The sequence below is a fragment of the Streptomyces sp. CNP082 genome (genome assembly GCF_059570535.1).
On record NZ_JCANSZ010000023.1, the window covers coordinates 86,542 to 109,489 of the forward strand.

17 protein-coding genes and 4 pseudogenes are annotated in these 22,948 nt (G+C 74.5%); 10 read left to right on the forward strand and 11 right to left on the reverse strand.

What is annotated here, in order from left to right; translation table 11 throughout:
* Positions 1-12 precede the first annotated feature (12 nt).
* Together B124_RS19560 and B124_RS19565 are read right to left on the reverse strand one after the other, a co-directional pair.
* Positions 13-108: pseudogene (locus B124_RS19560) on the reverse strand (DNA-binding response regulator); the annotation flags it as partial.
* Positions 109-110: 2 nt separating this feature from the next.
* Positions 111-457, reverse strand: a pseudogene (locus B124_RS19565) (sensor histidine kinase); the annotation flags it as partial.
* Positions 458-487: 30 nt separating this feature from the next.
* Between B124_RS19565 and B124_RS19570 the strand changes: the two are divergent.
* Positions 488-1,155: pseudogene (locus tag B124_RS19570) on the forward strand (ankyrin repeat domain-containing protein).
* A 541-nt stretch (positions 1,156-1,696) separates the two neighbouring features.
* Complete coding sequence (locus tag B124_RS19575) at positions 1,697-2,044, forward strand: ATP-binding protein (RefSeq protein ID WP_496504164.1); 348 nt, start codon at positions 1,697-1,699, stop codon at positions 2,042-2,044.
* Between the two features lie 92 nt (positions 2,045-2,136).
* Here the strand turns inward: B124_RS19575 and B124_RS19580 are convergent, their stop codons facing one another.
* Positions 2,137-2,451, reverse strand: a complete 315-nt coding sequence (locus tag B124_RS19580; RefSeq protein ID WP_496504165.1) for a chorismate mutase — start codon at positions 2,449-2,451, stop codon at positions 2,137-2,139.
* 291 nt (positions 2,452-2,742) lie between these two features.
* Between B124_RS19580 and guaA the strand changes: the two genes are divergently transcribed.
* The 3 genes from guaA (at position 2,743) to B124_RS19595 (ending at position 6,670) form a co-directional block, all read left to right on the forward strand.
* On the forward strand, positions 2,743-4,317 hold the full coding sequence (guaA, locus tag B124_RS19585) for a glutamine-hydrolyzing GMP synthase (protein ID WP_496504166.1): 1,575 nt from the start codon (positions 2,743-2,745) through the stop codon (positions 4,315-4,317).
* A gap of 423 nt (positions 4,318-4,740) precedes the next feature.
* Positions 4,741-6,000: a hypothetical protein gene (locus B124_RS19590; RefSeq protein ID WP_496504187.1), complete on the forward strand. Its 1,260-nt coding sequence runs from the start codon at positions 4,741-4,743 to the stop codon at positions 5,998-6,000.
* A gap of 127 nt (positions 6,001-6,127) precedes the next feature.
* Positions 6,128-6,670 (forward strand): DoxX family membrane protein, encoded by a 543-nt coding sequence (locus tag B124_RS19595; protein WP_496504167.1) that lies wholly within the window; start codon positions 6,128-6,130, stop codon positions 6,668-6,670.
* Here B124_RS19595 and B124_RS19600 read toward each other — a convergent pair.
* Positions 6,667-7,134, reverse strand: a complete 468-nt coding sequence (locus tag B124_RS19600) for a hypothetical protein (protein WP_496504168.1) — start codon at positions 7,132-7,134, stop codon at positions 6,667-6,669. The genes B124_RS19595 and B124_RS19600 overlap by 4 nt on opposite strands.
* Complete coding sequence (locus B124_RS19605) at positions 7,121-8,539, reverse strand: PspC domain-containing protein (protein WP_496504169.1); 1,419 nt, start codon at positions 8,537-8,539, stop codon at positions 7,121-7,123. The genes B124_RS19600 and B124_RS19605 overlap by 14 nt, the downstream gene beginning before the upstream one ends.
* A 132-nt stretch (positions 8,540-8,671) precedes the next feature.
* Between B124_RS19605 and B124_RS19610 the strand changes: the two genes are divergently transcribed.
* Together B124_RS19610 and B124_RS19615 are read left to right on the forward strand one after the other, a co-directional pair.
* Positions 8,672-9,976, forward strand: coding sequence for a PspC domain-containing protein (locus tag B124_RS19610; protein WP_496504170.1), 1,305 nt, complete (start codon positions 8,672-8,674; stop codon positions 9,974-9,976).
* Positions 9,977-10,070: 94 nt separating this feature from the next.
* Positions 10,071-10,811: a LuxR C-terminal-related transcriptional regulator gene (locus tag B124_RS19615; protein WP_496504171.1), complete on the forward strand. Its 741-nt coding sequence runs from the start codon at positions 10,071-10,073 to the stop codon at positions 10,809-10,811.
* Positions 10,812-10,832: 21 nt separating this feature from the next.
* Here B124_RS19615 and B124_RS19620 read toward each other — a convergent pair whose 3' ends face one another.
* Positions 10,833-11,873, reverse strand: coding sequence for a C40 family peptidase (locus B124_RS19620; protein WP_496504172.1), 1,041 nt, complete (start codon positions 11,871-11,873; stop codon positions 10,833-10,835).
* 310 nt (positions 11,874-12,183) lie between these two features.
* On the opposite strand from B124_RS19620, the gene B124_RS19625 reads away from it, so the two are divergent.
* Positions 12,184-12,537 carry a hypothetical protein gene (locus B124_RS19625; protein WP_496504173.1) on the forward strand — a complete coding sequence of 118 codons (354 nt, stop codon included), beginning with the start codon at positions 12,184-12,186 and terminating at the stop codon, positions 12,535-12,537.
* A 67-nt stretch (positions 12,538-12,604) separates the two neighbouring features.
* On the opposite strand, the gene B124_RS19630 is transcribed toward B124_RS19625, so the two are convergent.
* Positions 12,605-13,789: a C40 family peptidase gene (locus tag B124_RS19630; RefSeq protein WP_496504174.1), complete on the reverse strand. Its 1,185-nt coding sequence runs from the start codon at positions 13,787-13,789 to the stop codon at positions 12,605-12,607.
* Between the two features lie 273 nt (positions 13,790-14,062).
* On the opposite strand from B124_RS19630, the gene pcrA reads away from it, so the two are divergent.
* The gene (gene pcrA, locus B124_RS19635; protein WP_496504175.1) at positions 14,063-16,519 is read left to right on the forward strand and encodes a DNA helicase PcrA; all 2,457 of its coding nucleotides are present in this window, start codon (positions 14,063-14,065) and stop codon (positions 16,517-16,519) included.
* A gap of 97 nt (positions 16,520-16,616) precedes the next feature.
* On the opposite strand, the gene B124_RS19640 is transcribed toward pcrA, so the two are convergent.
* Positions 16,617-18,410, reverse strand: a complete 1,794-nt coding sequence (locus tag B124_RS19640; RefSeq protein ID WP_496504176.1) for a M23 family metallopeptidase — start codon at positions 18,408-18,410, stop codon at positions 16,617-16,619.
* Positions 18,411-18,697: 287 nt separating this feature from the next.
* Here B124_RS19640 and icmB point away from each other — a divergent pair, with 287 nt between their 5' ends.
* A complete protein-coding gene (icmB, locus tag B124_RS19645; protein WP_496504177.1) occupies positions 18,698-19,111 on the forward strand; it encodes a coenzyme B12-dependent isobutyryl CoA mutase small subunit in 414 nt (137 codons plus the stop codon).
* Between the two features lie 360 nt (positions 19,112-19,471).
* Here the strand turns inward: icmB and B124_RS19650 are convergent, their stop codons facing one another.
* The 3 genes and pseudogenes from B124_RS19650 to B124_RS19660 all read right to left on the reverse strand — a co-directional run.
* On the reverse strand, positions 19,472-21,166 hold the full coding sequence (locus B124_RS19650) for a DUF5691 domain-containing protein (RefSeq protein WP_496504178.1): 1,695 nt from the start codon (positions 21,164-21,166) through the stop codon (positions 19,472-19,474).
* A complete protein-coding gene (locus tag B124_RS19655) occupies positions 21,163-22,623 on the reverse strand; it encodes an SWIM zinc finger family protein (RefSeq protein WP_496504179.1) in 1,461 nt (486 codons plus the stop codon). The genes B124_RS19650 and B124_RS19655 overlap by 4 nt, the downstream gene beginning before the upstream one ends.
* A 127-nt stretch (positions 22,624-22,750) precedes the next feature.
* Positions 22,751-22,948: pseudogene (locus B124_RS19660) on the reverse strand (IS110 family transposase); the annotation flags it as partial.

A 22,948-nucleotide genomic window follows, 5' to 3' on the forward strand; every position in this document is an offset into this window, starting at 1 on the left:
GCCCCCGCGGCCTCACCCCAGCAGCCGCTGCTCGTTCGGCACCGCCACCGCGGCCGCCCGCGAGTCCACGCCCAACTTGTCGTAGATCCGGCCCAGGTGCGTCTTCACCCCGTCAGCCCGCCGCCGAGCTGCCGCAGCCGCGCCCGCATCGCGGGCAGCCCGTGCCCCCGGGCCGCCCCCGGCCCCGGCAGCGTCTCCGGGTCGAAGCCGCGGCCGTCGTCGGCGACGTCCAGCACCACCTGGTCGCCGAGGTCGCTGAGGGTGAGCGCCACGTGTGCGGCGCCGGCGTGCTCGCGGGCGTTGGCGACCGCCCCCTGCGCGACGCGCAGCAGCGCCGCTTGCGTACGCTCCGGCAGCTCCGGCGGCGTACGTCCTGCCGGAACACGACCTCAGGCCCCCCACCAGCCCCGCTCTCCCGCTCCGCCAGCCGCGCCAGCGCCCGCGCAAGACCGCCGCCCCCGCCGACCCCGCCGCTCCCGGAGGACCCGTGACCCAGACCCCCGCACCCCGTGACGCCCCCCGCGACCCCGCCCGGGACCGCGACCTGCTCGACGCCGCCGAGCGCGGCGACGCCGACGCCGTACGCGCCGCCCTCGCCGCCGGCGCCCGCCTCGAAGCCCGCGACGACCACCGCCGCACCCCGCTCCTCCTCGCCGCCCTCGGCGACCTCGCCGCCGCCCGCCCCCTCGTCGCCGCCGGCGCCGACCCGAACGCCCAGGACGACCGCCGCGACAGCGCCTGGCTCGTCACCGGCGTCACCGGCAGCGCGGAGATGGGCCGGCTCCTCATGTCCGGCGACCGCAAGCCGGACCTGACCCCCACCAACCTCCCCCACAGCGCGCTGCGCGCGCGTGGGCGGTACCCCCAGGCGGCACCTCGGTGATCCCCGCCTTCGGTCACGTCGGCTACGTCCGCTGGGTGACCCAGCACACCGGCATCGACGTCAACCACGTCAACGACCTCGGCTGGACCGCACTCCTCGAAGCGGTGATCCTCGGCGACGGCGGCGGGGACCACCGGGAGATCGTCGCCCTCCTCCTGGCCGCCGACGCCGACGCCAACCTCGCCATCGCCGACAAGGACGGCGTCACCCCGCTCCAACACGCCCGCAACCGCGGCATCACGGAGATCGCCGCCCTGCTGGAACGCACCTGACTGCCGCGCCCGCCCCGGCAGCGGGCCCGGCGGGGGGTGTGGCGCCGTCCGGGGCGCCCGGCGTCGGGCAGGTCGGGTGATGGCGGGCTGCGGATACCGATTTCTTCCCCCTGGGGCGATCTGCGTGCGCTTCGCGGTGACAAACCCGGAATGACCCACTCGCAATACCGGGTCAAATCGCCCACGAAGGCCGACTTTTACCGTCCTCCTCGTCGTCTGCTACGCCCCGCTGGTCGCCTGGGGGCCGCTCCTCGCGGTGACGGCGGTCGCGTACCACCGCCGGCGCACGGCCCCCGCGCGGCCACCGGCGATTTTGAGCCGGTTCGCCGGGCCGGTCGGAGGAGCGTCGCCCGGTACCGGAAAGAGTGAAGGTGGGACCCGGCCGGTGTCGAAGTGCGGTCAGTGGTAATGCCATGTGCGGCACGTCCACAGCAGCGACCGAGCACCAGCTTTGAGGCGATACCAGATGCCGAGTACGGCGACAGAACAGACGCGCATTCATGACACGCACATGATGAGATGGCGCCGGCATCCCCGGTGCGTGGGGCTGGCGCGGGCCCAGTTGCGCAAGGCGTTGGCCGGGTGGGGGATGGCCGGGATCGAGGAGCCTGCGGTGCTGGTGGTGTCGGAGCTGGTGACGAACGCCGTCATCCACGCCCGGGTGCCGCCGGGGCGGGAGATCCTGACGCGCTTCGTCCGGCAGGACGGCGGGGTGCGTATCGAGGTGCACGACGCCTCGCGCGTGTGGCCGGTCCAGCGTACGCCGGACGAGACCGGCGGCTACGGCCTGCTCATGGTCGAGACGCTGGCAAACCAGTGGGGGGTGGCTGAGCGCAACGGCGTCGGCAAGCAGGTGTGGGCCGTGGTCGTCGACCCGGCAGGGGGATAGCGGGGTCCCGGGCCGGGCCGTCCCGGTGCTCCGGCCCGCCCGTGCGGTCGGAGCACCCGGGAATGACCGCACCCGCCGGGGGAGGGCGGCGGTCAGACCCGGCCGCGGCACAGCTCCAGGAGGGTCATCGCCAGGGTGGTGCCCGGGCGGCCCAGGTGGTCGCTGTAGCGGGTGAGGATCTCCATTTCGCGGGAGAGGTTCACGCGCCGGCCGCCGGAGGTGATGCGGGCCTGCTGAATGCGGGTCGAGACCGCCATCCGTTCCTTGACCAGCGCGATGATCCGGTCGTCGAGGTCGTCGATCTGTTCGCGGGCGTCGGTGATCTCCGTTGCCGCCTCGGTGGTGTGGGCGCCGGTGCGGGCGGTGGTGCCGTCGGTGGTGCGGTCGCTCGCCTGCGTTGCCGTCATCTCGTCGCTCCTGGGGTAACGGTCCCCGGCCCGGCGGCCCGGCGGCGACAACGCAGCGCGCCCCGGGCCTGTCGGCCCGGGGCGCCTGGGAAGTCGCTTGTCAGTCAGCTCAAGCGCACGACCATGGCAGCCGGCCGGGCCGGTTGCCATAGGTAAAGAGGAAGCTCTGCGTGCGCATGGCCGCCAGTATTCACCCCGACCCGTCCGTGGACAAAGCCGGCCCGCATGGTGAGACGCCGCAGCCGATAGACTTGGAGGCATCTCCACTCCCACCGCCGGAAGGCCGCAGCAGTGACTTCAGCGACCCCCGACACCGTTCTCGTCGTGGACTTCGGTGCCCAGTACGCCCAGCTCATCGCGCGCCGCGTGCGCGAGGCCCGGATCTACAGCGAGATCGTGCCCTGCACGATGCCGGTGCCGGAGATCCTCGCGAAGAACCCCAAGGCGATCATCCTCTCCGGCGGCCCCTCCTCGGTGTACGCGGAGAACGCCCCCGGCATCGACCCGGCGATCTTCACCGCCGGCGTGCCCGTCTTCGGCATGTGCTACGGCTTCCAGCTCATGGCCCAGGAGCTCGGCGGCACGGTCGACAACACCGGCAGCCGCGAGTACGGGCGTACGCGGCTGAGCGTCTCCCGCACCGACTCGACCCTCTTCGAGGGCACCCCCGAGCAGCAGGACGTCTGGATGTCCCACGGCGACGCCTGCTCCGCCGCCCCCGCGGGCTTCACGGTGACCGCGTCGACCGAGGGCGTGCCCGTCGCTGCCTTCGAGGACGACGAGCGGAAGCTGTACGGGGTGCAGCACCACCCGGAGGTCATGCACTCCACCCACGGCCAGCTCGTCCTGGAGCACTTCCTCTACCGCGGCGCCGGCATCACCCCCGCGTGGACGACGGCGAACGTGGTGGAGGAGTCCGTCGCCGCCGTCCGCGCGCAGGTCGGCGACGCGCAGGCGATCTGCGCGCTGTCCGGCGGCGTGGACTCGGCGGTCGCGGCGGCGCTCGTCCAGCGGGCCATCGGGGACCGGCTGACCTGCGTGTACGTCGACCACGGGCTGATGCGCAAGGGCGAGTCCGAGCAGGTCGAGAAGGACTTCGTGGCCGCGACCGGCGTGCAGCTCAAGGTCGTGGACGCGGCGGAGCGGTTCCTCACGGCGCTCGCCGGGGTGTCCGACCCCGAGCAGAAGCGGAAGATCATCGGCCGGGAGTTCATCCGGGTCTTCGAGCAGGCGCAGGCGGAGATCGTGGAGGCGGCGGGCAGGTCCGGGGCGGCGGTGCGGTTCCTCGTCCAGGGCACGCTCTACCCGGACGTCGTGGAGTCCGGCGGCGGCACGGGCACCGCGAACATCAAGTCCCACCACAACGTCGGCGGGCTGCCCGAGGACCTGGACTTCGAGCTGGTCGAGCCGCTGCGGCGGCTGTTCAAGGACGAGGTCCGGATGGTCGGCAGGGAGCTGGGGCTGCCCGAGGCGATGGTGCAGCGCCAGCCGTTCCCCGGCCCCGGGCTCGGCATCCGCATCGTCGGCGAGGTCACCAAGGACCGGCTCGACCTGCTGCGCGAGGCCGACGCCATCGCCCGCGAGGAGCTGACGGCGGCCGGGCTCGACCGCGACATCTGGCAGTGCCCGGTGGTGCTCCTCGCCGACGTGCGGTCGGTGGGCGTGCAGGGCGACGGGCGCACGTACGGGCACCCGGTGGTGCTGCGGCCGGTGTCGTCGGAGGACGCGATGACGGCGGACTGGTCGCGGCTCCCGTACGAGGTGCTGGCGCGGATCTCGACGCGGATCACGAACGAGGTGCCGGACGTCAACCGCGTGGTTCTCGACGTCACGTCGAAGCCGCCGGGGACGATCGAGTGGGAGTGAGCGGCCCGGCGGCCCGGGCGGGCCGCCGGTAGGGCAGAATTCGCTCTCATTCACATGCACGGCTTGCGGTCAAGGGGGCACGAGGTGGCGGTGGAAGCCGGGGGCGACGACACGGTGACGCCTGCGGCGGGCCGGGCGGTGGGCGACGGCGGTACGGGGTCCGGTGGCGCGGCTGTCCGGCCCGGCGCCGAGAGCGGACCGGCCGGTGGCCCGGCGGTCGGCGGCGCTGCCGGTGGTGGGCCGGCAGGCTCCGGCGGTACGCCGCCGGAGGACGGCGACGCGGCCACCACGGCGGCGCAGGTCCCTCGGCAGGCCGCCTCCGCGGACGCGGGCACGCGCGGTACGCCTGCGGCGGGCCAGGCGGAGGCCGAAGGCGGTACGGGGTCCGGTGCTACGGCCGACGGGTTCGGTGGTGAGCCGGCCGTGTCCGCCGAATCCGACTCCGGCTCCCCGCGGCCCGACCCCGCTGTCGAGTTCGCCCGGCGGCGTGACGGGTTCGCCGCCGGTGAGGGTGTGCCCGCCGGTGTCGCCTACTCGCCCGGCGCCTCCCGCCAGTGGGTCTCCGACGAACTCGCCCGCTCCGCCGACACCCTCGCCGAGCGCGGCGCCGCCGCGGGCGAGACGTGGCTGGCGTCGCTCTGGCGGCGCAGCCTGTACGTCATCGGTGCCGGCCTGCTCGCCCTCCTCCTCGTCGTCGGGCTCACCGCCATCGGACCCGGCTGGACCCGGGCCCGTACCGCCGCGGTGCTCGCCGCCGTGCTGACCGCCGGACTGCTGGCCGGGGCCGCATGGCTGAGCCGCACCCGCGGCGGGCTCCTCGCCCCCGTCGTCGGCGAGGACGGCCGGCTGTCGACCGGCCGGGCGGTGGCCGGCGCCTGGACGCTGCTCGCCGGGTACGCCCTGCTGCACCTCGCCCTCGCCCTGGCCCTCGCCGACGGCTCCGCCGGCCGCGACCGGCTCCTCGACGGCCTCGGCTGGTCCGGCCCCGACACCGGCCCCGACACCGGCGCAGGCGCAGGCCCCGGCGGTGCCGCCGGGCTCGTCGTCACCGTCGCCGCCGCGTGGGCCGCCGCCCTCGGCGCCCGCGCCGTCGTGGCGTACCGGCTGCGCAGCGGTGGCCTGACCAAGACCCGAGCCGCCCGCCCCCGCGCCGCCGACCTGCTCGCCGACGACGCCGGCCGCGCCGCCGCCGTCGACGTCCAGTACGTCGTCGTCTCCGCCGCCGCCCTGCTCTTCGCCCTGGTGCAACTCGGCCGCCGGCCCGAGCAGTTGCCGGGGCTGCCCTGGGGCGTCGCCGCGCTGGTCGCGGTGAGCGCGGCGGTGCATCTGGCCGCCCGGTTCGTGGACGGCGGGCGCCCCGCCGTGCTGTCCGTCGTCCGGGTCCGCGAGCCCGGCGACCTGCACACCGCGATCCGTACCGGCGACGACATCGAGGTGCGCGGCACCGGTTTCGTGCCGCCGGGCGCCGAGTCGCCGGAGCTGCTGGCGCGCGTGGTCGTGCGGATCGGCGCCGTCCACGTGCACGTACCCCTGGTCCCCGTGCCCGGCGGCTTCGCCAACCCCGCCCCCACCCGGCTCACGGTCCCGGTGCCGGTGGACGTGGAGCCGGGCCGCACTGAGTTGCGGGTCGTCACCGCCGGAGGCGCGGAGTCCGCCCCCTACCTGCTCGACATCGTCGACTGACGCGGGCGCGAACGACCCGATCCGGTTGAGCGTTCACGAATCGCTTTACGTATCCCCTCCCGCACATGAAGTATCGGCGCCGGGGCGACCACCGGCACGGTTTTACGGCAGGAGAGGCGGACAACACATGGCACAGGACCAAGCGTCCGGTACCGGCGTACTCGGGAGGGTGCCCCAGGGGGAGCCGCCCGGCGGCCTGCGGGCCGCCGCCGCCCGGTTCGCGCTGCTGCCGCTGCGGATCTTTCTCGGCATCACGTTCGTCTACGCGGGGTTCGACAAGCTGACCGACGACGTGTTCCTCGACGCCAGCGGCCCCGGCTCGCTGCACGACACCCTGGACACCCTGCCCGACGCCGCCATCCCCGCCCTGGTGGACCTGGCGCAGCAGGCGCCGACGGAGTTCGGGATCGCCATCTCCCTCGGCGAGATCGCGGTGGGGCTCGGCACGCTCGCCGGGCTGTGGGCGCGGCTGGCCGCGGCCGGCGGGGCGCTGCTCTCGATGACGCTGTGGTTCACGATGAGCTGGTCGGCGGACCCGTACTACTACGGTCAGGACCTGCCGTACCTGATGGCGTGGACGCCGCTGATCCTGGCCGGCGCGCCGTACTGGTCGCTGGACGCGGTGCTCTCCGTCCGCAGGCGCCGCAGAGGACAGCAGCTCTTCGCCTAGCGCGCCGCGCGCCCGGCCCCCGCGCCCCCGTCCGGGTCGCCACCGTCGTCTGCGTCCCCGGGCTCGTCCGCGCCGCCGCCCCGGCGATGCGAGTACTCCGCCCCGCCGAAGCGTGCGTCGTACGTCCCCCGCAGCTCGTCCATCGGCAGCCCGCCCAGGTCCGCACCCACGTCCACGCCCACGTGCGCGTCCCCGCTCCCGCCCCCGGCGCCGTCCGCATGCCGCGCCGGCGCCGCCGCGCGCGCCTCCCGCGCCCGGCGGCGGGCGCGGCGGGCGGCGTAGCCGACGGCGGCGACCAGGGCGGCCAGCGCGAGGCCCGGCGGCACCACGGCCAGCGGGACCCAGTCCGGCTGCCGCAGCGCGTCCGCCGCGTCGAGCAGGGCGAAGGCCGCGCCGCAGAGCACCGCCAGCCCGGCGACGAGCTTCGCGGGCTCGAACCTGTGACGGAACCTATGACGCTGCACGCTGGACCTCCAACTGGCCGACCGAGACCGTCAGGTCCAGCACCATCGTCCCCTTCGGCCCCCCGGACCCGCCTGCCGCGGGCTCCAGCACCGTGGTCCGCTCCTGCCCCGGGGAGACCTCGATGTCGCCGCCGCCGTCGCCCGGGGCCTCGGTGCCCGTCGTGGGCGGCAGTTGCAGGTCGCCGACGTCGACCTGGGAGCGCAGCTCCACGCGTACGTCGTCGGGGACCCGTACCGTCAACTGCCCCAGGCCCACCTCGGCCGCGGTCTCGACCCGCTGGTCCTCGCGGAGATCGAGCCCGGTGAGGTCGAGCCGGGCCTCGCCGCTGCCCAGCTCGTACCGGTCGCGTACGTCCGCGACCGCCGCCGGGCGCCAGTCCCGCTCGTGCCAGTCGGCCGTGATGTTGTCCGGCAGCCACAGCGCGCCGGCCAGCAGGACGGTCGTCAGCAGCGCCCAGAAGGCGGTGCCGCCGCCGGCGCGGCCGATCCAGGCGCTGAGCGTGAAGCCCGCGCCGAAGACGGCGAGCGCGCCGCCGAGACCGTACGCCAGCGTGGTGCCCAGCGGCTCCGCACCCCAGGTGGCGCTGATGACGGCGGCGCAGGTCCCGGCGGCGGCGAGGAACGTCCAGCCGCCGATGCCGGTCGCCTCCTCCTCGCCCCGGCCGCCGCCGGACGGCGCCTTCCTCGTCCGGGAGCCGGGGCGCGCCGGGCCGCTCGCGGCCGTGTCCTCGGGGCCGGCGTCGTCGGGGCCCCAGAGGTAGGGCGGGAAGTCGCCTTCCTTGGTGAGCGGGTCGCGCCACCAGGACGGGGAGTACGGCACGGGCGGCGGCGCGGTCTCCGGCGGGGCGTCGGCCACGGCGTGGGCGGTGGCGTCGTCCACGGGGACGCCGTCGGCGGCCAGCTCCTCGGCCGCGCGGCGGTGGTGCGACCAGTACGCGGCGCCGCCGAGGCAGAGGACCAGCAGGGCGGCGAAGAAGTGGGTGTCCGCCGAGTTCAGCACGGACAGGAACAGGCCGCAGCCGACGATGGCGAACAGCAGCGCCGTCAGCGCCGGGCCCTCGACGCGGCCGGACAGCAGCCGGCGGCCCTCGCTGTCGTCCTCGCCGTCCAGGGGCATCAGCAGCCAGGCGAAGCCGTACGCGACGAGGCCGAGGCCGCCGGTGGCGGTGAGCACGCCGAGGACGATGCGGAAGATGACGGGGTCCATGCCGAAGTACTGGCCGAGGCCGCCGCAGACGCCGCCGACGACCTTGTAGCGGCGGCTGCGCCGCAGCCGCGGCCGGGCGGGGGCGCCCTCGGGGGCCCCGGGCGCCGGGCCGGCCGCGGAGCCGGCACCGCCGTCCCGTACCCCGGCGGACGCCGTACGCGCGCGTGCCTCGTCCGCGCCGGGGCTGCTGTCCGTCATGGGTCCATGGTGGCGGACGCCGCCGCGGTGCGGGAGGCGGGAGTACCCCGAGCCCACCCTGAAATCCTCCGGGGACCGATGGGGGGCCAACCCTGATGCCAGAGCCGCCCCGCCCGTGTGACGATGCAGGACATGACCGCAGCCACCGCCGCGCCCGCCCCCGAGGGCGCCGCCCCGCCCGGCGGCCCGTACGACCCGTACGAGCGGCCCGTCCGGCGGCTGTACCGCAGCGCCGACGGGCGCTGGCTCGGCGGCGTCGCGCGCGGGCTCGCCGGGCACCTGGGGCTGCCGGTGTCGTGGGTGCGGATCGTCTTCGTCGGCCTGCTCATGGCCAACGGCCTGGGCATCCTGCTGTACGCGGTCTTCTGGTTCGTCGTCCCGCTCGGCCAGGGGGGCCGGGCGGAGAAGCCGCTCGTGGACGTGGACGCCGACGGGCGCAAGCGGCTCCGCAAAGCGGACAAGGGGCAACTGCTCGCCCTCCTCGCGCTGCTCATCGGCGCCGGCATCTTCGCCGGCAGCCTCGACCTGGGCCGCTCCAACGCCTTCGTGTGGCCCCTGCTGCTCATCGGCGCCGGCGTGGCGCTGGTGTGGCGGCAAGCGGACAACGCCCGGCGGGCGAAGTGGGCGGAGGTCACGCGGCGGACGAAGTTCCTGCCGCTCGCGCGCGGCGCCGCCGGGGTGCTGCTGGTCGGGGCGGGGGTCAGCGCGATCTTCATCATGCAGGGCTCCACGCGGCACATCGGCGCCGTCGTGCAGGCGTCGCTGGCGGTGCTGGTGGGCGTGGCGCTGCTGGCGGGGCCCTGGCTCGTACGGATGGTGCAGGACCTGTCCGAGGAGCGGCTGATGCGCATCCGGGCGCAGGAGCGCGCCGAGGTCGCCGCCCACGTCCACGACTCCGTGCTGCACACCCTCACGCTCATCCAGCGCAACGCCGACAACGCCGGCGAGGTGCGCAAGCTGGCCCGTGCGCAGGAGCGGGAGCTGCGCACGTGGCTGTACAAGCCGCAGGGGACCGGCAGGGAGGAAGAGGAGGACTGCGCGGGGCCCGGCACGCTCGCCGAGGGGGTGCGCAGGACGGCGGCGGAGGTGGAGGACCACCACGGGGTGCCGGTGGAGGTGGTGTGCGTCGGCGACTGCCCGCTGGACGAGAAGCTGAGCGCGCAGCTCCAGGCGGCGCGTGAGGCGATGGTCAACGCCGCCAAGTACGGTGGCGAGGCGGGGCCGGTGCAGGTCTTCGCGGAGGTCGAGGGGCGGCAGGTCTTCATCTCGGTGAAGGACCGCGGTCCCGGCTTCGACCCGGACGCGGTCCCGGCCGACAGAATGGGCGTACGGGAGTCCATCATCGGCAGGATGGAGCGCAACGGGGGCACGGCTCGGCTGCGCACGCCGGCGGGCGGGGGCACTGAGGTGGAGCTGGAGATGGAGCGCGCCGAGTGAGGGCGTACGGGGACGTGACAGGCGCAGTGGGCGCAGCAGGCGCAGCAGGCGCAGCAGGCGCAGTGGGCGTAGTGGCCGGAGTGAGGAGCGGACGATGACGGACGACGCAGCGGGCGGGACACCGGCGGCCGGGACTCCGGCGGGCGGCGCGGGCCCGGAGGGGGGCCGTCGGGTACGGGTCGTGCTCGTCGACGACCACCGCATGTTCCGGGCCGGGGTGCAGGCGGAGATCGGGGTGACGGACGAGACCGGTGTCGAGGTCGTCGGCGAGGCCGCGGATGTCGAGCAGGCCGTGACGGTCATCACCGCTACCCGCCCCGAGGTCGTGCTGCTCGACGTGCACCTGCCGGGCGGCGGCGGCGTCGAGGTGCTGCGCCGCTGCTCGGGGCTGATGGGCGAGTCGCCGAGCGGCCAGCCGCCGGTGCGCTTCCTCGCGCTGTCGGTGTCGGACGCGGCCGAGGACGTCATCGGCGTCATCCGCGGCGGCGCCCGCGGGTACGTGACGAAGACCATCACCGGCGCCGACCTGGTCGACGCGGTCTTCCGGGTGTCGGAGGGCGACGCGGTCTTCTCGCCGCGGCTCGCCGGCTTCGTCCTCGACGCCTTCGCGTCCACGGACGCGCCGCCGGTGGACGAGGACCTTGACCGGCTGACGCAGCGGGAGCGGGAGGTGCTGCGGCTGATCGCGCGGGGGTACGCGTACAAGGAAGTGGCGAAGCAGCTCTACATCTCCGTGAAGACCGTCGAATCGCATGTCTCGGCGGTGCTGCGCAAGCTTCAGTTGTCGAACCGGCACGAGCTGACGCGCTGGGCGACGGCCCGCCGGCTGGTCTGACGGGGGCCGTACCTGCCTGGCTCAGGCGGGACGTACCGCCGTCACGAACGGCATCGAGTCCACCGGGGCGTAGCTCACGCTCGCGCCCGCGCGCGGCGCGTGGATGATCTGGCCGCCGCCCGCGTAGATGCCGACGTGGCTGAGGCCGGAGTAGTAGAAGACCAGGTCCCCGGGGGCCAGCGCGGAGCGGGGGACGGTGGTGCCCGCCGCGGCCTGGGTGTAGGTCGTACGGGGCAGGGAGACGCCCGCGGCGCCCCAGGCGGCCTGCGTGAGGCCCGAGCAGTCGAAGGCGGCGGGTCCTGTGGCGCCCCAGGCGTACGGGCTGCCGACCGCGCTCTGCGCGTACGAAACGGCGCGCGCGGCACGGGCGTTGGGCGCTTGCACCGGTGCGCGCGCGGCGTCGCGCGCCGCCCGGTCGCCCGCCGCGCCGCCGTGGCCGTCGGTGCCGAGGACGGCCGCGCGCTGCTTCGCGGTGAGGGTGCCGAGCAGCCTGCGGGCCTCGGCGAGCTTGTCCTCGATCGTGCTCTTGTGCCGCCTCAGCTCCGCCCGCGCGGCCTTCAGCTCCGCCGCCCGGTCGGCCGCCTTCGCGCGTACCTGCTCCACCTCCCGTAACTGCCGTCCGACGCCTTCGAGCGCGGCGGCCTGCCGGTGGCCGACCCGTTCGAGCAGGGCGGCCTGGCGCAGGTAGTCCTCCGGCTCGGCGGAGAGCGCGAGCTGCACGGTGGGGTCCGCGGTGCCGTTGCGGTACTGGGCGGTGGCGAAGGAGCCGAGGGCGTTGCGGGCGTCGTTGAGCCGCGCGGTCTTGCGGGCGGCCTCGTCGCGGAGGTCGTCCAGGGCCCGTTCGGCACGGTCCGCCTTCTCCGCGACGCCGTTGTACTCCTCGGTGGCCTCCTCCGCCTCGTGGTGCAGCCGGTCGACCTTCGCCCTGACCTCCGCCGGGGCCGGCTGCGGGTCGGCGTGCGCGAAGCCGCCGAATGCGGTGGCGGTGGCGGCGCTGAAGAACGCGATCACCCGGGCGGTACGGGACCTGGCCCTGCTGTGGGACGCCACGCGGGCGTTCACCCCTTCCATGCGGTCCGGCGGCGGCCCGCACGGGGGAGCGGTCCGCCGCCGGCTCTTGGCGGGGGTGGCCGGTTGCCGCGCCGGTGGCCCGGGGCGGCGGTGAGGATCCGACCACCTGAGCGGAGACGGTAAGCCGAGGACACGGCGCGGGAGGAGGCGATGAAAGAGACTTACCGGCACCTACCGATGGTGACGGATTGTGATCGCATGAATACAGGGAAGTGAGCTGTGTGTGGGTACCCGTGACCGATGTTCCGGAAGGGTCACCCCCATGGGCGAGGCCTGTTACGGACCGCTACGCTCGCGTCTCATGGATGTACTCATCAACATCGTCGTCGCCCTGCACGTGATCGGCATCGCCTCACTGCTGGGCGGCTGGCTGACCCAGCTCAAGGCGATGGGCACCGGCGAGGTGCGCGTGGTGCCCGCGATGGTGCACGGCGCGCTGACCATGCTGGTCACCGGCGTCGCGCTCGCCGGCCTCAACCAGGCCGACGACGTGGAGCTGAACAACACGAAGCTCGGGGTCAAGGGCGCGGTCCTGATCGTGATCCTCGTGCTGGTCTACGTCAAGCGGTCGGAAGAGCGCATCCCCAAGGGCTACTTCGCCGCGATCGGGCTCCTGACCATGGCCAACATCTTCATCGCCACCACCTGGACCTGAGGCCGGACCTGAGACGGCCGGATTCGGGGCGGGCCCGGCGCGCCGGCCGGTCCCGCCGCCCGCGTCCTCAGGCCGGGCGCACCCCGCTGTGGAACGGCATGTAGTCGATCGACTCGTACTTGATGACGTCGCCCGGCTTGGGGGCGTGGATCATCTGCCCGCCGCCCACGTAGATCCCGACGTGGCTGATGTCGTCGTAGAAGAAGACCAGGTCGCCCGGCTGCAGATCCGCCTTGGCCACCGTGGTGCCGGCGTTGACCTGGTCCCAGGTCGTACGCGGCAGTGAGACGTCGGCCTCGCGCCAGGCCGCCTGGGTCAGGCCGGAGCAGTCGTAGGAGTCAGGGCCGGTGGCGCCCCACACGTACGGCTTGCCCAACTGGGCCTCGGCGAACGCCAGCACCTTGTCGGCGTTCGAGACGGGGTCCGCGGGCGGCGGCTCCTCCTGCTGCTGCTCTTCCTGCTCTTCCTCCTGCTGTTGCTGCTCCTGCTCGCGCTGCTCCTGCTCGCGCTGCTCCTGCTCGCGGCGCTCCTGCTCCTCCTGCTGCCGCTCCAGCTCCGCCTGGCGCGCGGCCTCCTCGGCCTTGCGCCGCGCCTCCTCCTCGCGCTTGCGCTCCAGCTCGGCGAGGCGCTCCTTCTCCTCCTCGGTGAGCCGGTCCAGCACCTCGCGCGCGTCGGAGAGCTTCGTCTGGACTTCCTTCTTGGAGTCCTGGAGCTGCTCCTGCGACTCGGTGAGGTTGCGCAGGCTCTCCTGCGCCTCCGTGCGCTTCTCGGCGGCCTTGGCCTGGCGCTCCTGGAACTGGTCGACCGCGGCCTTCTCGCGGTTCGTCAGCCGCTCCATGAGGTGCGCCTGGTCGAAGTAGGTCTGCGGGTCGGGCGCGAGCATGAACGTCGCGGTGGGCGTGACGCCGCCGTTGCGGTACTGGGCGGCGGCGAGCTGGCCCAGCTCGCGCCGGGACTCGTTGACCCGCGCGGTCTCCTTGGCCACCTCGTCGAGCTGCTGCTCGACCCGGGTGCGCTGCTCGGCGGTGCGCTCCTTGGCGCCGTTGTAGCGCTCGGTGGCGCGCTCCGCCTCGTGGTAGAGGTGGTCGACTTCCTTCTGTACTTCCTCGATCGACCGCTCGGCGGGGGCGGCGCCGGCCTCCTGGCTGAGCAGCGTCGCTGAAGCCAGCGCCGCGGAGCCGACGCTGACGGCGGTACGGCGCCCCGCCGGCGACTCCAGGATCCGGGTCCGCGGCTTTCGGTGGGAAGCCAAGGCAGGCCACTCCTTCCGTCCAGGCAGTGCCGTGCACGGTAGCCACTCGGTGGGACTGCTGTGAAGTCTGATGTTCGATATGCCCGAAACCGTTTTGTGATCCGCGGCGCGGTGCCGCCCGCGTTCCGGCCAATTCGGGCATCACGGCGGGCGGGGCAGGGCGGGACGAGGGCCGGCCGGTGGCCGGCGGGGCGCCGGGGTGGGCGCCGGGCGGGGGCGGAAACAGGGCTGCGGGGGCGGGCTGTCGGTGGGGCGCCCTAGACTTTACAAACGATGAGCAGCCTCTTCGACGACAGTCATCTCGCCTTCGCCGCGAGCACCCCCGAGCCGTACTACCGCGACGGCGCGCCCCGCCCCGTCACGGACCCGGACGCGCTGCTCACCGGGCTGAACGAGCAGCAGCGCGCCGCCGTGGAGCACACCGGCTCCCCCCTGCTGATCGTCGCCGGCGCCGGCTCCGGCAAGACCCGCGTGCTGACCCACCGGATCGCCTACCTGCTGGCCAAGCGGCGGGCCCACCCCGGCCAGATCCTCGCCATCACGTTCACGAACAAGGCGGCCGGGGAGATGAAGGAGCGCGTCGAGGAGCTGGTCGGCGCGCGCGCGAACGCCATGTGGGTCTCCACGTTCCACAGCGCCTGCGTGCGCATCCTGCGCCGCGAGTCGAAGAAGCTGGGCTTCACCTCCTCGTTCTCGATCTACGACGCCGCCGACTCGCGCCGGCTGATGGCCCTGGTCTGCCGGGACCTGGACCTCGACCCGAAGCGCTATCCGCCCAAGGCGCTCAGCGCCAAGGTCTCCAGCCTGAAGAACGAGCTGATCGACGAGGAGAGCTGGGCCGCCCAGGCCACCGACGGGTACGAGAAGACGCTCGCCGAGGCGTACGGGCTGTACCAGTCGCGGCTGCGCGAGGCCAACGCGCTGGACTTCGACGACCTGATCATGACGACCGTGAACCTGCTGCAGGCGTTCCCGGACGTGGCCGAGCACTACCGGCGCCGGTTCCGGCACGTGCTGGTCGACGAGTACCAGGACACGAACCGCGCGCAGTACATGCTGGTGCGCGAGCTGGTCGGCCCGCCCCTCCCGGCCGGGACGGCGGAGGGCGCGGAGCCGGCTGAGCCCGGTGAGCCGGTGGAGGGTGCCGCCGCGGGCGGTGCGGCGGGCCCGGACGGCCCCGCGGAGCTGTGCGTCGTCGGCGACGCCGACCAGTCGATCTACGCCTTCCGCGGCGCCACCATCCGCAACATCCTGCAGTTCGAAGAGGACTACCCCCAGGCGCGCACGATCCTGCTCGAGCAGAACTACCGCTCCACGCAGACGATCCTCAACGCCGCCAACGCCGTCATCGAGCGCAACGCCTCCCGCCGCCCCAAGAACCTGTGGACCGACGCCGGCGCCGGCGCCCGCATCGTGGGCTATGTCGCCGACACCGAGCACGACGAGGCGCAGTTCGTCGCCGACGAGATAGACCGGCTCTCGGACGCCGGCGAGGCGCGCGCCGGCGACGTCGCCGTCTTCTACCGGACGAACGCCCAGTCCCGTGTCTTCGAGGAAGTCTTCATCCGCGTCGGCCTGCCGTACAAGGTCGTCGGCGGCGTCCGCTTCTACGAGCGCCGGGAGGTCCGCGACGTCCTCGCGTACCTGCGCGTGCTCGCCAACCCCGAGGACGCCGTACCGCTGCGCCGCATCCTGAACGTGCCCAAGCGCGGCATCGGCGACCGCGCCGAGGCGATGATCGAGGCGCTGGCGCAGCGCGAGCGGATCTCGTTCCCGCAGGCGCTGGTGCGCGTGGACGAGGCGTACGGGATGGCGTCCCGCTCCCTCAACGCCGTCAAGCGGTTCAACACGCTGATGGAGGAGCTGCGTACGGTCGTGGAGTCCGGCGCCGGGCCGGCCACGGTGCTGGAGGCGGTGCTGGAACAGACCGGCTATCTCGCCGAGTTGCAGGCGTCGACCGACCCGCAGGACGAGACCCGTATCGAGAACCTTCAGGAACTGGCCGCCGTTGCCCTGGAGTTCGAGCAGGACCGCGGCGAGGAGGGCCCCGGGACGCTCGCCGACTTCCTGGAGCGCGTCGCGCTGGTCGCCGACAGCGACGAGATCCCGGAGGAGGAGACGGACGGCTCCGGCGTCATCACGCTGATGACCCTGCACACCGCCAAGGGCCTGGAGTTCCCGGTGGTGTTCCTCACCGGCATGGAGGACGGCGTCTTCCCGCACATGCGGGCCCTCGGCGACGTCAAGGAGCTGGAGGAGGAGCGCCGGCTGGCGTACGTCGGCATCACGCGCGCGCAGGAGCGGCTGTATCTGACGCGCTCGGTGATGCGCAGCTCCTGGGGCCAGCCGTCGTACAACCCGCCGTCGCGCTTCCTGGACGAGATCCCGCCGGCCTATCTGGAGTGGCGGCGCACGGGCGCCTCGGCCACGCGGGGCGGCCGTGGGGGGCGGTCGCCGATGGAGTCCGCGGCGGCGGCGCTGGCGTCGTCGTCCACCTCGCCCTCGGGCGGTACGCGGCAGGGCCCTTCGGGCTTCGCCACCGGGCGGGCGACGGAGCGGCCGGTGGTCGCGCTGTCGGTGGGGGACCGGGTGACGCACGACCAGTTCGGGATGGGGACGGTGGTGGAGGTGTCAGGATCGGGGGCGAACGCGCAGGCGACGATCGACTTCGGCGACGGCGGGCGGGCGAAGAAGCTGCTGCTGCGGTACGCGCCGGTGGAGAAGCTGTAGGACGGGCCGGCCCGCGTCTGCCGCGGGCCGCGGCCTGCCGCGTTCTGCCTCTGCCTAGCCCGGATCTGCTGAGGCGCTGGCCCGCCGCGAGCCGGGCCTACTGCGGGTCGAGGCCCTTCTCCTGCAGCCACGCGAGCGGGTCGATGGCATCGCCGCCGTACGGGTGCACCTCGAAGTGCAGGTGCGGGCCGGTGGAGTTGCCGGAGTTGCCCGAGTAGGCGACGACGTCGCCCGCCTGGACCGGGCCGGTGGTGACGGCGTAGCTGTCGAGGTGGGCGTACCACGTCTCGGTGCCGTCCGCGGCGGTGAGGACGAGCATGTTCCCGTACGAGTAGTCGTAGCGGGTGGTGACCGTGCCGTCGGTGGCGGCCTTGACCTCGCTGCCGTACGACACGGGGAAGTCGATGCCGGTGTGCACGGACATCCAGTTGACGCCGGCCTGGCCGTAGTACGCGCTGAGGCCGGGGCTGTCGACCGGGACCGCGAACTTCGGGCGCAGCGCCTCCTTGCGCGCGGCCTCCTCCGCCTCCCGCTTCCGCTCGGCCTCCTGCTTCTCCTTGAGGTCGATGCGCTCCTGGGTGCGGCTGGCGCGGTCGGCGAAGTCGTCGGCGTCCTCGGTGACGCCGCGAAGCTGCGTGTCGAGCGCGGCGTTGGCCTTCGAGGTCTTGGCGGAGACCGCGTCGGGGGCCGCCTGCGTCGTCTTGCCGTCGTCCTCGGCGCCGCCCTTGCCGGTGCCGGTGACGCTCGCGGCGGCGACGCCGGCCACGCCGACGACGGCGATGGACGGCACGGCCACGGTGAGGAGCGCGGAGCGCTTGGGACAGCGGCGGCGGGCGCGTACGGGGCGGCCGACGGGGACGCCGACCGGCTTGCGTGCGGCGCCGGTGGCGAGGGCCGGGTCGGCGTCGAGCGCCGCGGGGGTCTCGGGCGCGTCAGGGTGACTGAACCCGTCGAGCCCGTCCGGCCCGTCGGCTGCTCTTTCGACTGCCCTGTCGACTGCGTCGTGCTCGGCGAGGGCGGCGAAGTCCCATGCGGAGGTCGAATCGGGGCCGGCGTGCCCGGCGTTCGCGGGGGCCGGGGCGTAGACCGCGTGTTCGTCGTACGGGGAGGCGGCGGTGTCGCTGAACGGCTCGGTGTACGCGGGGGCTTCGGCGTACACCGCGGTGTCCATGTACCCCGTCGTGTCCGTGGCCGCCTCCGCGAACGCCGCGGTGTCGTAGTGGCCGGTGTCCCAGCCGGTGGCGGAGCCGTACGGCGCGCCGGGGTGCTGCGCGGCCTCGTGCTGCACGGAGTCGTACTGCCTGCTGCCGTACGTGTCGTCGTAGGTGCCGTCGTGGTACGGGACTTCGTGGTGCGGGGCCTCGTGCTGCGTGCCGGTGTCCCAGCCGGACCACTCGCCGGTGGTGCTCCACTGCGCGGCCGGGGTGCTCACCGAGGGGTAGCCGTAGTCGTAGTCGTCGGCCGGGCCTGCCTGCCGCGGGATGCCGCCGGCCGGGGTGTCGCCCGCGCTGCCGGACCAGAGGGCGGAGACGTCGTAGCCGCCGGAGGCGTGCGCGTCGGCGTAGGGGTCGGCGGTGCCGTACATGCCGTCCGCGCTGTACGCGCCGAAGTCGACGGACTGCGTGCCGGTGTCCCACGACGGTGCGAGGTCGGGCGTCAGGTAGCCGCCGGCCTCGTAGCCGGTGGTGCTGTACGCGCCCGAGTGGCCCGCGGCGTAACCCGCGTAGCTCTGGTCGTAGCCCTGACTGCCGTGATGGAGAGGCTCTTCGGAACCGCCGTCGTGGCCGGAGGCGTCGTAGCCGTACCCGTAGCCGTCGATGCTGCCAAAGGCCGAGGCGTCGGCGGCGGGAGAGGCCGGGGTGGGGAAGCCCGACGGGGGACGGTCGTTCACCACTTCTCTTTCGCCTCGGGAGCAGGAGACTGCCGCGACTGTACCCGGCGTCTCACGGCTCGACAATCTTTCGTTGGTTTCACCGGGGCGCGTTCGGGGCACTTGCCCGATTTTTCAACTACCCGAGGGTAAGGACGAGGCCACGGCTGTCCGATTTGCCGGTGCGGCCGTGTGATTTCTCCCTCCCCGGATGTTGCGGTCGGCCGGGTTACGCGATCCTGGGGATAACGTTCGTTCACACCCTCGAAGGACTCACGAACGCGCGGGACGGCGCGATGGAGGCAGCGATGAGTGGCACCGGTCCGATCCGCGTGGTGGTGGCCAAGCCGGGACTCGACGGCCACGACCGCGGGGCCAAGGTCATCGCGCGGGCGCTGCGCGACGCCGGCATGGAGGTCATCTACACGGGCCTGCACCAGACGCCGGAGCAGATCGTCGACACCGCGATCCAGGAGGACGCCGAGGCGATCGGCCTCTCCATCCTCTCCGGGGCGCACATGACGCTCTTCGGGAAGGTCGTGGAGCTGCTGCGGGAGCGCGACGCGCTGGACATCAAGCTGTTCGGCGGCGGGATCATCCCGGAGGACGACATCCCGCAGTTGAAGGGGCTGGGCGTCGCGGAGATCTTCACGCCGGGCGCGGCGACGACCGAGGTGGTCCAGTGGGTGCGGACGAACGTCCGCGAGCCTGCGGGCGCGTGAGCCCTGCGGGCGGCGGCGGGCGCGTACGTCCGCTGACGGCCTGAACCCGCGGCGGCCGGCCCGCGAGGGCACGGCTCGGCCGGTGTCACCGCATGCGGCGCGCGCGACCCCGACGCGCACGACTCGGGTCGCGTCCGCGACGTGGTGTCACCTGTCCCGGGCCCCGACTGCGCAGGCGGCACGGGCCTCTGGGCCCGCACGCCCGGCCACGGAGCGTGCCCCGCCGGGAGCGGCAGCCGCCGACCCGCCGTGCCGGGCACGGCAGCGGCGTCCGGGGCGCCGGACAGCCCCACCGGGTACGGGCGCTGCCCGACACCGCGCTGGGTGCACGATGCCCCTCGTCCCCGCCCGCCCGCCCGGTCAGGGCCGCGGCGCGGCGGGCGCGGTCAGCTCGTCGCGCATCGCGGCGCGTATCCGCAGGGTGGCCACCAGCCGCTGGAACGCCTCCGACCAGTACCCGGCGGCGCCCGGAGAACTCTCCTCCGCCTCCTCGTGCATCGCGGCGAACGGTTCGAGACGGACGGCGTACGAGGGATCGAGGCAGCGCTCCGCGAGGCCCATCACGCCGCTGAAGCTCCACGGATAACTGCCGCCGTCCCGCGCGATCTCCAGGGCGTCGACCACGGCACCGCCCAGCTCTTCCGGCCACGGCACGGCGCAGGCGCCGAGGAGGCGGAACGCCTCCGACAGCCCGTGCGCCGAGATGAACTCCGCGACCCACGCGGCCCGCTCGGCTTCGGGCAGCGCGGTGAGCAGCCGCGCGGGGTCACGTCCGGGTACGTGCTCGCCACCGCCGCCCGAACCGGGGGAGGGCGCGGGGGCGGGCGGGCCGGCGGTGAAGGCGGGCGGCGCGTCCGGCGGTGAGGTCGGCGCGGTGCCGAGGAGGGCGCGGGCCCAGGCCGAGTCGTGCTGCCGGGCGGCGGCGCGGCTCCAGGCGGCGAGCAGGTCGGGCCGCCAGCCGTCGGCGACGGGCAGCGCGACGATCTCCTGCGGCGTCCGGTCGTCGAAGACCTCCGTCCACACGGCCAGCGGCGCTGCCGCGACCAACTGCCCGAACCACCACGACCGCTCGCCCATCCCCGTCGGCGGCGTGGCCACCACCCCGTCCCGCTGCATGGCGGCGTCGCACTCGTACGGCGCCTCAACGGCGATCACCGGCGGCTCCTCGCTGCGGTCGAGCATCACCAGCGACCGCACCCGCGCGGCCATCCGCCCGGCCAGCGCGGAGCCGGTGAGCCCGGCGAGGAGTTCGGCCGCCGCGGTCCGCACGCCCCGGCTGCGGTCGCCCAGGGCGGCGTCCAGGAACGGCTCGTCGGCGAGGGACAGGCCCGTACGCATCAACTCCACGAACGCGAGCCGGTCCTCGGCCTTCTCCGCGGACCACGTCGAGGCCAGCAGCTCGACGGCGCCCGCGGGGTCGGCCCGGCGCACCTCGGCGAAGAGCGCACCGCGCACCTGGCTGGTCCCGGGCCCGCCGGCCCGCGGCCCCTCCTCCCACAGCGCACGGACCGCGTCCGCGTCACGCGGGTCGGGCAGCGCGGGCCCGGCCGCGCCGTCGCGCAGCAGCGGCGCCCACTGCGGCGCGCGCTCGGCCAGCCACAGCCCGCGCGGCCCGGCGAGGGCCAGCGCGGGGGGCCGCAGGTCGACCCGGGCCCGGGCGGCGTCGAGCAGCGGGGGCAGCAACTCGGGCGGCGCCTGGTAGCCGCAGGCGACGGCGTGCCGCAGCCACTCCGGTATCAGCTCGGCGAGGTCGGGAGCGGGCCCGCGACGGCCGCCGCCGGTGCCGGAGCGGTCCGCGAGCAGCGCGGCGAGCCGCCGCCGCGCGGCGGCGGGCAGCCGGGGCCGCGGGTCGTGCGCGGCGGGCTCGGGCAGCCGCCGCGCCGGGCCGGGCACGGCCCCGGCCCGCCGCCGCACGGCAGCCGCGGCGGCGGCATCGAGCAGCGCCCCCTCGTCGACGCCGCGCCGCCCGGCCCCGACGACGGCCGCCGCCACCAACTCCCCCCAGCTCCAGGCCGGGTCCGCACTCCCGGAGCCGTGCTGCAGCGCCACCGTCATACCGCTCCCTCCCCGGCCGGCGTCGCCGCCACCGCCGCGGCGGCGCCCGTCAGCGGGATTGCCGTGCTCGCCGACCACGTCGTGAGCGGGCGGAAGCCCGCGTGGCCGAACTCGCCGAAGACCGTGACCGGGCCGCCCCCCGACACCGCGAGGAGCTGCCACACACCCGGACCCCGCCCCGCGGCCGGGTGGAGCGGGAGCGCGCGGTCGCCCGTGCGCTCGGCCAACTGCCAGCCCTCGTCGCCCTCTTCGGGCACCGGGACGACGTCCGTGAGGACCACCGGTATCCCCTCCAGCCACGGGTCCGCCGCCAGCGCCGCCCCGTACGCCGCAACCGCCTCCGCCACCCCGGCCCCCGGCGGCACGACCCGCTCCCGGCCGCCGGCCGCCGGGGACCGCGGGCCCGCGTGGACCGTGCCCAGCGCCGCGCGCAGCGGATACGCGCCCGGGTAATACGCCAGCTCCGCATCGAGCACCAGCCCCGTCGGCAGCGACTGCTCCGGCGCCCGGCCCGCCGCCCCGTACGCCAGCAGCAGCGCCATCCGCTCCGTGCCCGTGCCGTGGAGCCAGATGCGGCGCGTGACCAACTTGCCGTCGTCGGCGTCCTCCTGAGCCAGCACCAGCCAGTCGTCCCGCAGCGTGCCCTCGCGCAGCAGCCCCGCGGCGTCGACCGTGAGACCCACCCGGGCGCGGACCGTCGCCGCAAGCGGCCCGGGCAGCTCGTCCAGCCGCAGGAAACCCTGGTCCAGCAGGTGTATCAGGCTGCACTCGGCGAGCAGCCGCGCCGGCCACCCCGGTCCCGAAGCCGGCAGCGTGCCCAACTCGCGCACCCGCGCGGCCAGCCCCGGCGCCTGCGCGTCGACCATGCGCGCCGCCGTCTCCTCCCACACCGCACCGCGCGGTGCCGTCGCCAGCCCGTCGCGCAGCAGGTCCGTCAGCCGCTGCTCCAACTCGGCGGCGCCCGCGGCGATCCGCTGCCGCCGCTGCTCCGCCCGCCGCCGGGCCTCGGCCGCCGCCGCCGGATCCGGGGCCCGCTTGACCGCGGGCCCGGCGGCGGCCTTCTGCTCCGCCTTCTCCCGGCGGCTCGCCAGCCACTCGGCCGCCCACTCCGGGACCCCGTCGGCGCCCGCCCCGTCCGGCGAGCCCTCCCGGGGCGTCTCCGGCACGTCGCCCCCGGCCCAGCGCAGCAGCAGCCCCAGCGCATGCTTGCAGGGGAACTTCCGGCTCGGGCAACTGCACTGGTACGCCGGGCCCTGCAGATCCACCACCGTTTGATACGGCCTGCTCCCGCTGCCGCGGCACAGCCCCCACACCGCCTCGTCCGCGGCACCGGACTCCACCCACGGCCCGGCCGCGGCGAGCTTGCTTCCCGCCGTGCGTGACGAGGCGTCAGGCGCCAGGCCCCACACCTGATCCACGCTCCACCGTTCGCTTGACCCCTCGCGTGACCCCTCCATGCCCACGACGCTACGGCCCGCCACTGACAACGGCTCTGACGCGTAAATAGGAGCAGGTCAGGATGGGTGTGGGCAGGGCCGGATGCCCGGTGGCTGTGATAGGCCAGCGGGTGTCTGGTGCTGCTGATCAGGCTGTGCTCTCCCTCGGGTTGAGGGTGACGGTGTAGCCGAGCTGGTTGAGCTGGGTGATCGCTCGGCGGGTGGCGCGTTCGGGGTCGCGGCGGGTGAAGTAGGTGCCGCCGAGTTCGTGGTAGGCGGTGTTGTCGGTGAGCATGTGCCAGATCGCGGTGGTGATCGAGTGCTCGACTGCGACCAGGGCCCTGAG

Bases quoted from the DNA above. Each gene is read 5' to 3' on its own strand.
- B124_RS19625 (WP_496504173.1), top strand. From the start codon at position 12,184: ATGGATGTACTCATCAACATCGTCGTCGCCCTGCACGTGATCGGCATC.
- icmB (WP_496504177.1), top strand. From the start codon at position 18,698: ATGAGTGGCACCGGTCCGATCCGCGTGGTGGTGGCCAAGCCGGGACTC.
- B124_RS19650 (WP_496504178.1), bottom strand. From the start codon at position 21,166: ATGACGGTGGCGCTGCAGCACGGCTCCGGGAGTGCGGACCCGGCCTGG.
- B124_RS19655 (WP_496504179.1), bottom strand. From the start codon at position 22,623: ATGGAGGGGTCACGCGAGGGGTCAAGCGAACGGTGGAGCGTGGATCAG.
- B124_RS19615 (WP_496504171.1), top strand. From the start codon at position 10,071: ATGACGGACGACGCAGCGGGCGGGACACCGGCGGCCGGGACTCCGGCG.
- B124_RS19595 (WP_496504167.1), top strand. From the start codon at position 6,128: ATGGCACAGGACCAAGCGTCCGGTACCGGCGTACTCGGGAGGGTGCCC.
- B124_RS19580 (WP_496504165.1), bottom strand. From the start codon at position 2,451: ATGACGGCAACGCAGGCGAGCGACCGCACCACCGACGGCACCACCGCC.
- B124_RS19610 (WP_496504170.1), top strand. From the start codon at position 8,672: ATGACCGCAGCCACCGCCGCGCCCGCCCCCGAGGGCGCCGCCCCGCCC.
- pcrA (WP_496504175.1), top strand. From the start codon at position 14,063: ATGAGCAGCCTCTTCGACGACAGTCATCTCGCCTTCGCCGCGAGCACC.
- B124_RS19605 (WP_496504169.1), bottom strand. From the start codon at position 8,539: ATGACGGACAGCAGCCCCGGCGCGGACGAGGCACGCGCGCGTACGGCG.